Origin of the sequence: Burkholderia sp. RF4-BP95, from assembly GCF_001521985.1 — a bacterium.
In the GTDB taxonomy this organism is placed as follows: Bacteria; Pseudomonadota; Gammaproteobacteria; order Burkholderiales; family Burkholderiaceae; genus Burkholderia; species Burkholderia diffusa.
Genome location: NZ_LOSX01000034.1, coordinates 119,777 through 129,771, shown reverse-complemented (window position 1 = coordinate 129,771; position 9,995 = coordinate 119,777). Strand labels below are relative to the sequence as shown.

9 protein-coding genes and 1 tRNA gene are annotated in these 9,995 nt (G+C 68.8%); 7 read left to right on the top strand and 3 right to left on the bottom strand.

Features of this window, described 5'->3' with window-relative positions; translation table 11 throughout:
- On the top strand, positions 1 to 573 hold a 573-nt coding region (locus tag WS46_RS14895; protein WP_156443135.1), incomplete at its 5' end, for an aminotransferase class III-fold pyridoxal phosphate-dependent enzyme.
- Positions 574 to 733: 160 nt separating this feature from the next.
- Here WS46_RS14895 and WS46_RS14890 read toward each other — a convergent pair.
- Both WS46_RS14890 and WS46_RS14885 read right to left on the bottom strand, forming a co-directional pair.
- Positions 734 to 808, bottom strand: a tRNA-Val gene (locus WS46_RS14890).
- A gap of 83 nt (positions 809 to 891) precedes the next feature.
- Positions 892 to 1,374, bottom strand: coding sequence for an Lrp/AsnC family transcriptional regulator (locus WS46_RS14885; protein ID WP_059535916.1), 483 nt, complete (start codon positions 1,372 to 1,374; stop codon positions 892 to 894).
- A 191-nt stretch (positions 1,375 to 1,565) separates the two neighbouring features.
- Between WS46_RS14885 and WS46_RS14880 the strand changes: the two genes are divergently transcribed.
- The 4 genes from WS46_RS14880 to WS46_RS14865 all read left to right on the top strand — a co-directional run bounded on the left by WS46_RS14880 (position 1,566) and on the right by WS46_RS14865 (position 5,879).
- Positions 1,566 to 2,780, top strand: coding sequence for an amino acid aminotransferase (locus WS46_RS14880; RefSeq protein WP_059690964.1), 1,215 nt, complete (start codon positions 1,566 to 1,568; stop codon positions 2,778 to 2,780).
- Positions 2,781 to 2,810: 30 nt separating this feature from the next.
- Positions 2,811 to 3,197, top strand: a complete 387-nt coding sequence (locus WS46_RS14875; RefSeq protein ID WP_059535912.1) for a RidA family protein — start codon at positions 2,811 to 2,813, stop codon at positions 3,195 to 3,197.
- A 100-nt stretch (positions 3,198 to 3,297) separates the two neighbouring features.
- Entirely contained in the window at positions 3,298 to 4,368 is a 1,071-nt protein-coding gene (locus tag WS46_RS14870; protein ID WP_373558360.1) for a porin, read from the top strand.
- 92 nt (positions 4,369 to 4,460) lie between these two features.
- Positions 4,461 to 5,879: an amino acid permease gene (locus WS46_RS14865; protein ID WP_059690962.1), complete on the top strand. Its 1,419-nt coding sequence runs from the start codon at positions 4,461 to 4,463 to the stop codon at positions 5,877 to 5,879.
- 23 nt (positions 5,880 to 5,902) lie between these two features.
- On the opposite strand, the gene WS46_RS14860 is transcribed toward WS46_RS14865, so the two are convergent.
- The gene (locus WS46_RS14860; protein ID WP_059535906.1) at positions 5,903 to 6,805 is read right to left on the bottom strand and encodes a LysR family transcriptional regulator; all 903 of its coding nucleotides are present in this window, start codon (positions 6,803 to 6,805) and stop codon (positions 5,903 to 5,905) included.
- 173 nt (positions 6,806 to 6,978) lie between these two features.
- Between WS46_RS14860 and WS46_RS14855 the strand changes: the two genes are divergently transcribed.
- Both WS46_RS14855 and WS46_RS14850 read left to right on the top strand, forming a co-directional pair.
- Complete coding sequence (locus WS46_RS14855; protein WP_059690961.1) at positions 6,979 to 8,733, top strand: acyl-CoA dehydrogenase family protein; 1,755 nt, start codon at positions 6,979 to 6,981, stop codon at positions 8,731 to 8,733.
- Between the two features lie 14 nt (positions 8,734 to 8,747).
- Positions 8,748 to 9,950, top strand: a complete 1,203-nt coding sequence (locus WS46_RS14850) for a CaiB/BaiF CoA-transferase family protein (RefSeq protein WP_059690967.1) — start codon at positions 8,748 to 8,750, stop codon at positions 9,948 to 9,950.
- The last annotated feature ends 45 nt before the right edge of the window (positions 9,951 to 9,995 follow it).

The window sequence follows — 9,995 nt, the reverse complement described above, 5'->3', positions numbered from 1 at the left end:
ACCGGCGAATGGTTCGCGCATCAGCACTTCGGCTTCGAGCCGGACCTGATCACGATGGCCAAGGGCCTGACGTCGGGTTACGTGCCGATGGGCGCGGTGGGCATCCACGAACGCATCGCGCGACCGATCATCGACAACGGCGAATTCAATCACGGCCTCACGTACTCGGGCCATCCGGTCGCGGCGGCGGTGGCGGTCGCGAACCTGAAGCTGCTGCGCGACGAGGGAATCGTCGAGCGCGTGAAGCGCGACATCGGGCCGTATTTCCAGCGTCGGCTGCGGGAAGCGCTCGGCGATCATCCGATCGTCGGCGAGATCGCCGGGGCGGGACTGGTCGCGGGTGTCCAGCTCGCGCGCGATCGCGCGCGGCGCGAGCGGTTCGACGCCAGCGTCGATATCGGCACCATCTGCCGCGACTTCTGCTTCAACGGGAATCTGATCATGCGCGCGACCGGCGACCGGATGCTGCTGTCGCCGCCGCTGGTGATCAGGAAGGCGGAGGTCGACGAGATCGTCGACAAGGCGAAGCGCGCGTTCGATGCGACGGCGGAGCGGGTGAGGCGGGCAGGGTAGTCAGTCGTCGCGACGCGGCGATTGCATGTGGTCGCAGCGTCGTTGCCCGTCGAACGGGCTCGCGAGCGCAAGGAAGCGTGCAGGGGAGGCGGGCCGCAGCAGAAAGGCGGCCGCAAAACGAAAAGGGCCTGCGTCGTGAGACGCAGGCCCTTGAATTCTTTGGTGGGCGGTACTGGGATCGAACCAGTGACCCCTGCCGTGTGAAGGCAGTGCTCTACCGCTGAGCTAACCGCCCAAAGAAGCTGAAATTATGTCAGAGCTTTTCGGGTTCGTAAAGCACTTTCTTCAAATATTTTTCAGGCCGGTACAAAAGGTTCGTCAGCCGGCCGTCGACGGCTCGACGAGATCGAGGATCGAGCCGTCGCGCTTGAGCGTCGCGAGCACGATGCTCGAATTGATCGACATCACGCCCGTCGCGCGGTGCAGGCGGTTGATCACGAAGTCGGAATAGTGGTCGAGGTCGCGCGCCCGCACCGTCAGCACGTAGTTCGAGCCGCCCGTCACGATCTGCGCGGCGATGACTTCCGGCCACTGCTGGATCGCCTCCACGAACCGGTCGTGCCATTCGGGCACGTCCGGCCGCATCGACACGTGCACGAGCGCCTCGAATGCGACGCCGACCTTCTTCGGATCGATCGTGCAGCGGTAGCCCGAAATGGCGCCGCGTTCCTCGAGCAGCTTCACGCGCCGCAGGCACGCCGACGGCGACAGCGCGACCGCATTCGCGAGGTCCTGATTGCTGATGCGTCCGTCCCGCTCGAGATGCCGGAGGATCCGCATGTCGGTTCGATCCAGATTCATTTCGCAGAATCCCATAATTTTTGAGATGACAAGCGCAGACTCTACTGCAATGGCGGCGATTCGTCATCGAAAAGTGAAGCTCATTCTATTTCGTCCTCGATAACATGCGCCCCATGCCTCGACCGCACGGCCTGACGCGCTGTCACGCCGCCGGCCGACTCGCCGCCTTCAACTTCCAGCGTCATTCCGCCATGTACGAACACATTCCCGCCTATCCGGGCGACCCGATCCTGTCGCTGTTCCAGGCGTTCCAGCAGGATGCCCATCCGCACAAGGTCAACCTCAGCATCGGTCTCTACTACGACGAAGCGGGCCGCATCCCCGTGCTGGAGAGCACGCGTCTCGCGGCCGAGCGCGTGCGCGAAGCCGGCGCGCCGCATACGTATCTGCCGATGGAAGGGCTCGCCGCGTATCGGCAGGGCGTGCAGCGCCTCGTGTTCGGCGCCGACTGCGCGGCGCTCGCGCAAGGGCGTATCGCGACGCTGCAGACGCTCGGCGGCTCGGGCGCGCTGCGGCTCGGCGCGGAGTTCGTGAAGCGCTATTTCCCCGACAGCGCGATCTGGATCAGCGATCCGACGTGGGACAACCATCGCGTGATCTTCGCGGCGGCCGGCCTCGACGTGCACACGTATCCGTACTACGACGAAGCGCGCAACGACCTGCGCGTCGACGCGATGCTCGCGGCGCTCGACGCGCTGCCCGCGCGCAGCATCGTGCTGCTGCAGCCGTGCTGCCACAACCCGACGGGCCTCGACCTCGGCCGCGACGCATGGCGCGCGGTGATCGACGTGCTCGCGCGCCGCGGGCTGATTCCGTTCCTCGACATGGCGTACCAGGGCTTCGGCGACGGGCTCGACGACGACGCATGGGCCGTGCGCGCGATCGTCGAAGCGGGACTGCCGGCGATCGTCAGCAACTCGTTCTCGAAGAACTTCTCGCTGTACGGCGAGCGCGTGGGCGGCCTGTCCATCGTCTGCGCGAGCGCGGGCGAAGCGGCGACGGTGCTGAGCCAGTTGCAGGCCGGCGTGCGCCGCACCTATTCGAGCCCGCCGCTGTTCGGCGCGCAGCTCGTGTCGGCCGTGCTGAACGACGACGTCCTGCGGGCGTGCTGGGAAGACGAGGTGGCCGAGGTGCGCACGCGCATCAAGCGCATGCGCGGCGCGCTGAAGACGCGGCTCGACGCGCGCCTGCCGTCGAGCGCGTTCGATGCGCTCGTCACGCAGCGCGGCATGTTCAGCTACACGGGCATCGCCGCGACCGACGTGGACCGGCTGCGCGCGTCGCACGGCGTCTACCTGCTGCGCTCGGGCCGCATGTGCATCGCGGGCCTGAACGACGCGAACGTCGACCACGTCGCGAACGCGATCGCCGACGTGCTCGGCGGCACGTCGCGCCAGGCCGCCTGAGCGGCCGGCCCCGAACCGAAGGAGGACACGATGGCAGACACGATCCCGGTCGACTTGCCGCAACTCGCGCAGCCGTTCTCGTGGGCGACCCGCGCGAGCGGGCTGATGTTTACCGGCCACGGGCCGGTCGATGCGTCCGGCGCGATCGCCGGCGACACGATGACCGAGCAGGCGCGCATCACGCTCGGCAATCTCGCGAAGGCCGTCGCGGCGGCCGGCGCGACGATGGACGACGTCGCGCAGGTGCTCGTCTATCTGTCCGACGTGAAGGCGATGCCCGAATTCGACGCCGAATACCGGCGCCACTTTCACGAACCGTACCCGAACCGCACGTGCGTGGGCGTGCAGGGCTTCGCGCACCCGGACATGCGCGTCGAACTCGTCGCGTACGTCGCGCTGCCGGCGGCACGCGGCTAGCCGGCACGCGACTTCGCGACGATCGCAGCACCCACGATCAACGACAAGCACCAACACCCCCCGACGAACATCAAATATTCAGACAAGGATGGAGACGAAGATGAGGCGTATCACTCGATTCGCAGTACCGACGATGGCGGGCCTGCTCGCCGCGAGCGGCGCGATGGCGCAGAGCAGCGTGACGCTATACGGCATCGTCGACCAGAGCATTCGCTACACGACGCATGCGAACGCGTCGAACGACGCGAGCGTGCAGATGACCAACGGCGCGATCACCAACAGCCGCTGGGGCTTAAAGGGCAGCGAAGCGCTCGGCGGCGGGCTGAAGGCGGTCTTCCAGCTCGAGAGCGGCTTCGAGCCGCAGAACGGGCAGCTCGACGGCGCGCTGTTCGGCCGCTACGCGTATGTCGGCCTGGCGAGCGACTGGGGCACCGTGAAGCTCGGCCGGCAGGCGACCGAGGCGTTCAACCTGTTCGGCGATCTCGATCCGCTGACGGTCGGCAACTATACGGCCAACATGTGGCCGTACTTCCTCACGCAGGGCCGCGCGAGCAACGTCGTCAGCTACGACGGCACGTTCGGCGGGCTGAACGTCGGCGCGAGCTACGGCTTCGGCGGCGTCGCGGGCAGCCTCGGCGCGAATGCGTACTGGGGCACGCACGTGTCGTACACGCTCGGCGGGCTGATGGTCGGCGCGACCTACCAGCAGGTGCGCGACCTGAACAGCCGTGCGCAGCAGGCATGGGGCGCGGGCGCACGCTACGCGTTCGGCGCGGCGACGCTGTACGCGGGCTACCTCGGCGGCATCGACCGCACGGGCCTGCTCGACCGGCAACTGCTGAACGCGCCGGGCCGCGACGTGACCTACGGTTCGTTCGCCGACAATCCGCGCCGCGACGCGATCTTCTATACCGGCGCGAGCGTGAAGGTCACGCCGGCGGTATCGGTGACGGGCGTCGCGTACTACGACGACATCCGCAACGTCAACGGCGTCGCAGGCAACGGCGGGAAGCGCTATACGGGCGTGCTCGAGGCCGAGTACGCTCTGTCGAAGGCGACGCAGGTCTACGCGACGGTCGACTACAACCGGGTGACCGGCGGCGCGTTCACCGAAATGCCCGGACGCGGCAACCAGACGGGTATCGCGGCCGGCTTGCGCCACATGTTCTGAGCACGCGGCGCGCGGTGGCCGGTGCGGTCCGGCACCGGTCCGTGCGCCGTCGATGTTTCGACCGGACACACGTTTTCGAACGAGGTCATTCGATGCAACCAGAAGGGCAATTCCAGCACATCGCGGCGCGCGAGCAGGGTCTGCGCCGCACGCTTTCCGCACGGCAGATGGCGATGATCGCGATCGGCGGTGCGATCGGCACGGGTCTCTTTCTCGGCAGCGGGTTCGCGATCGGCTTTGCCGGCCCGAGCGTGCTCGTCAGCTACGCGATCGGCGCGTTTATCTCGCTGCTGCTGATGGGCTGTCTCGCGGAGATGACGGTCGCGCACCCGACTTCCGGGTCGTTCGGCGCGTACGCCGAACATTACGTGAGCCCGTGGGCCGGGTTCCTCGTGCGCTATGCGTACTGGGCGTGCATCGTGCTCGCGGTCGGCACCGAAGTCACCGCGATCGCGCTGTACATGAAGTACTGGTTCCCGGGCGTGCCGGGCTGGCTGTGGATCGTCGGCTTCTCGGCGCTGCTCGTGTTCGTCAACGCGCGCAGCGTCGACGTGTTCGGCGCGGTCGAATACGGCTTCTCGGTCGTGAAGATCGCGGCGATCGTCGGCTTCATCGTGCTGGGCGCATACGTCGTGTTCGGCAATCCGGCGCTGGTCGGCGACGGCGCGGCCGGCGCGGGCTTCCACCATTACACCGAGCACGGCGGGTTCTTCCCGAAGGGGATGTGGGGGATGTGGGTCGCGGTGATCGTGTCGATCTTCAGCTACCTGAGCATCGAGATGATCGCGGTCGCGGCGGGCGAGGCGGAAGATCCCGAGCGCGCGGTGACGCGCGCGTTCCGCTCGACGATCGTGCGGCTCGTGCTGTTCTACCTCGTCACGCTCGCGCTGATGCTCGCGATCGTGCCGTGGACGGCGGCGGGGCGCGACGAAAGCCCGTTCGTGAAGGTGATGGAGGCGATCCACCTGCCGGGCGCGGCCGGGCTGATCAACTTCGTTGTGCTGATCGCCGCGCTGTCCGCGATGAACAGCCAGCTCTACATCACGACGCGGATGATGTTCAGCCTGTCGCGCGCGGGTCATGCGCCGAAGGCGCTCGGCGAGGTGAACACGCGCGGCGTGCCGTTCGGCGCGCTGATGCTGTCGACGCTCGGCATCGCGCTCGCGACGGTCCTGAGCGTGCTGTATCCGGACGCGTCGTTCACGATCATGATGTCGGTGTCGATGTTCGGCGCGCTGTTCACGTGGATGATGATCTTCGTCACGCATTACTGCTTCCGGCGGCGTCGCGCGGCGCTCGGCCTGCCGGCGCCCGCGTTCCGGATGCGCGGCTTCCCGCTGCTGACGCTGCTCGGCGCGGCGCTGATGCTCGCGGTGATGGTGACGACGTACTTCACGGCCGAATTCCACATGACGCTGATCTTCGGCATTCCGTTCCTGATCGCGCTGTCCGTCGTGTATGCGGTGTGGTATCGGCGCGCGCAGCCGGTGCTGCAGCCGGAAGCGAAATAGCGGAGACGTACCGGGGCGCCGGCTCAGCCCGCGAGCGCGGGCAGCGCGTCGATCGACGCGCGCACGTAGTCGGCGAAGCGCAGCGCGACTGGTTCGGCGGTGCCGCTGCGCTTCAGCTCCAGCGTGCGCGATTCCAGCGACGCATCCTTCAGCGGCCGGAACGCGAGCCGGTCGCTCTTCACCTGCTGCAGCACGCGCGGCACCAGCGCGATGCCCATCCCGAATTCGATCATCGACAGGATCGTCTGCCAGAGCCGCGCCTCGTGACGGATCAGCGGGCTGAATCCCGCGTTCACGCATTGCGCGATGATCAGGTCGTGATAGTGCGGCGCCGCGTCGCGCGGAAACAGGATGAACGGTTCCGCGGCCAGCGCGGCGAGGGCGACCTGCCGGCGCCGCGCGAGCGGATGCGCGGCCGGCAGGCAGCACACGAACGGTTCCGCGTAGACGGGCGCCGATTCGACCTCGGGCGGGCAGTGGCCCCAGTGCGCGTAGCCGAGATCGATCTGGCCGCGCTGGATCGCCTGCACCTGCGCCTGCGTGTTCATCTCGCTCAGCACGATTTCGACGCCCGGATAGTCGGCCTCGAAGCGTCGCACCGCGTCGGGCAGCCCGCGATACAGCATCGAATGGACGAAGCCGATCCGCAGCCGTCCCGCGAGACCGGACGCCGAGCGCACCGTGAGCCGCTCGGCCTCGGCCGCCTGCAGCAGCAGCCGGCGCGCTTCGCCGAGCAGCACCGCGCCCGCGTTGGTCAGCGCGACCGTCTTGTTGGTGCGGGAAAAAAGCTGCACGCCGAGCGCATCCTCGAACTTGCGGATGTCGAAGCTCAGCGCCGGCTGCGAGATGAACAGGCGCTTCGCCGCGCGCCCGAAATGCAGCTCCTCGGCGACCGCCACGAAGTAGCGCAACTGCCTCAGTTCCATGGTCCGTCCTCCCCGCATCGGCATCGATAAGTGTCGTCTATCGTACCGGATAAATCCTGTATTGGACGCTTATCGATCGCGCGCCTACGCTCTGCTGAACGCCTGGCACCAGCCGGCCGCGCCACCACGGCGAGGGCACCGGCCGGCAGCCGGGCCTCCATGGAGACGCATGCATGAACGACACCGCTCGCACGCCGGACACCGGCGCGGCCAACAACATCCCCGATAGCCGGGGCATCAACTTCTTCACGGCCGATCCCGATCTCGGCGCGTTGCTGAAACTGCATCTCGGCGCGACCCGCTACGCGGCACTCGAACCGCAGCTGCACGCGCTCGGCGCGCGCGTGTCGGGCGAACTCGACGCGTGGGCGTCGCGCGCGGACAAGCATCCGCCCGTGCTCGAGCATCGCAACCGGCGCGGCGAAGCCGTGCAGCGGATCGACAAGGATCCCGCGTATGTCGCGCTCGAACGGGTCGCTTACTCGGAGCTCGGGCTCGCGGCGCTGAGCCACCAGCCCGAGGCGGTGGCGCCGCTCGTCAAGTACGCGCTGACGTTCCTGTTCGTGCAGGCGGAATTCGGGTTGTGCTGCCCGGTCAGCATGACCGATTCGCTGACGCGTACGCTGCGTCGTTTCGGCGATCCGGCGCTCGTCGAACACTATCTACCGAGGCTCGCGTCGCGCGATTTCGACACGCTGTTCCAGGGCGCGATGTTCATGACCGAGCAGGCGGCCGGCTCCGACGTCGGCCGCATCGCGACGCGCGCGGTGCGCGAAACCGACGCGCAAGGCGGGGCGGTGTGGCGCCTGTACGGCGACAAGTGGTTCTGCTCGAACGCGGACGCCGACCTGGCGATGGTGCTCGCGCGGCCCGACGGCGCGCCGGACGGCATCAAGGGCCTCGCGCTGTTCCTGCTGCCGAAGACGCTGCCGGACGGCACGCGCAATCGCTACCGGATCGTGCGGCTGAAGGACAAGCTCGGCAGCCGTTCGATGGCGAGCGGCGAGATCGCGCTCGAAGGTGCGCAGGCCTGGCTGATCGGCGAGATCGGCCGCGGCTTTCACCAGATGGCCGACATGATCAACATGTCGCGGCTGTCGAACGGCGTGCGCGCGGCGGGCCTGATGCGGCGCGCGCTGAACGAGTCGCTGCACGTGGCCGCGCATCGCGCCGCGTTCGGCCGCAAGCTGATCGAGATGCCGCTGATGCAGCGTCAGTTGATGAAGATGCTGCTGCCCGCCGAGGCCGCGCGCGCGATGTTCATGCAGATCGCGCTGCTGCTGCCGCAGGCGGATGCGGGCGACGAGCAGGCCGCGCGCTGCGTGCGCATCCTGACGCCGCTGATCAAGTTCCGCGCGTGCCGCGATGCGCGCCGCGTGACGGGCGACGCGATGGAGGTGCGCGGCGGCACCGGCTACATCGAGGAATGGAGCGATGCGCGCCTCGTGCGCGACGCGCATCTCGGCTCGATCTGGGAAGGCACCAGCAACATCGTCGCGCTCGACGTCGCGCGCGCCGCGCAGCGCGAGCAGGCGCTCGACGCGCTGCGCACGTTCCTCGGCGACCGGCTCGGCGCGGCGCCGCTGCCCGACGCGAGCCGCGCGGCGCTGCGGCGCATTCTCGCGCGCGCGTGCGATGCGCTCGCGCGGGTCGCGGCGGAAGGCGACGACGCGCGCGTGCGGCAGGCCGCGTCGGCGCTTTACTACGCGAGCGCGGCCGTGCTGATGGCGTGCGAGGGCGCCCGGCTCGCACCCGATTACCGGCGCCTCGCGCTCGCGCACCTGGTCGTGCGTTACAAGCTGCTGCCGGTCGACCCGCTCGCACCGGCGTCGCGCGACGACGAAGCAGCGGCGTTCGACGCGCTGCTGCGTGGCACGCCGGTGCCGCTCGACATGGCGCTCGACCTGCTGCCGGAGGTCGAACGATGAGCGCGACGGAAGCGATGAACGCGCCGCGCGGCGCGCTCGACGGGCTCAAGGTCGTCGACCTGAGCCGCGTGCTCGGCGGTCCGTACTGCACGCAGGCGCTCGCCGATCACGGCGCGACCGTGATCAAGATCGAGCCGCCGGACGGCGACGAGACGCGCGGCTGGGGGCCGCCGTTCCTCGGCGACACCGCGTGGTATTTCATGGGCATGAACCGCAACAAGGAGGGGCTCGCGCTCGACCTGTCCCGCGACGACGGGCGCGCGATCCTGTGGCGCCTGCTGGAGGACGCCGACGTGCTCGTCGAGAACTTCAAGCCCGGCACGCTCGCGCGCTGGGGCATGGACTATGCGCGCGACCTGCAGCCGCGTTTCCCGCGCCTGATCCACTGCGCGGTGACGGGCTTCGGCGAGGACGGCCCGCTCGGCGGGCTGCCCGGCTACGACGCGGTGATCCAGGCGATGGCCGGGCTGATGAGCGTCAACGGCGAGCGCGACGGCGACGCGATGCGCATCGGGTTGCCGATCGTCGACATGGTCACGGGGCTCAACGCGCTGGCCGGCATCCTGCTGGCGCTCGCGGAGCGCGAGAAGAGCGGGCAGGGGCAGTCGATCGACATCGCGCTGTACGACTGCGGCGTGTCGCTGCTGCATCCGCACCTGCCGAACTTCTTCGGCTCGGGGCGCGTGCCCGGGCGCAGCGGCAACGCGCATCCGAACATCGCGCCGTACGACAGCTATCGCACGGCGACGGTGCCGATCTTCCTCGCGGTCGGCAACGACCGTCAGTTCGCGCGCCTCGTCGCGCATCTTGGGGCGCCGGCGCTCGCGGGCGATCCGCGTTTCGCCGACAACCGCAGCCGCTGCGCGCACCGGCCCGAACTGAAGGCCGAACTCGAGGCACGGCTCGCCGCCCATTCGTGCGAGCCGCTGGCGCGCGACCTGATGGCGGCGGGCGTGCCGTGCGGGCCGGTGCGCACGGTCGCCGACGTCGCGCGCGACCCGCATGCGCTGCACCGCGAATTGTTCGTCGAGATCGGCGCATATCGCGGCACGGCATCGCCGGTGAAGCTGTCGCGCACGCCGGCAACCTATCGTTCGCCGCCGCCCGCGCTCGGCCGCGACACGCGCGCGGTGCTCGACCGCCTCGGCGTCGATCCCGCGCTTCAGCAACGATTGCTCGACGCCGGCGTGCTGAAGGTCGCGCCGGACCCGGCGTGACCGGCCGAGTGGTGCTCGCACGCGAGCATCCTCGGCCGGCGCATC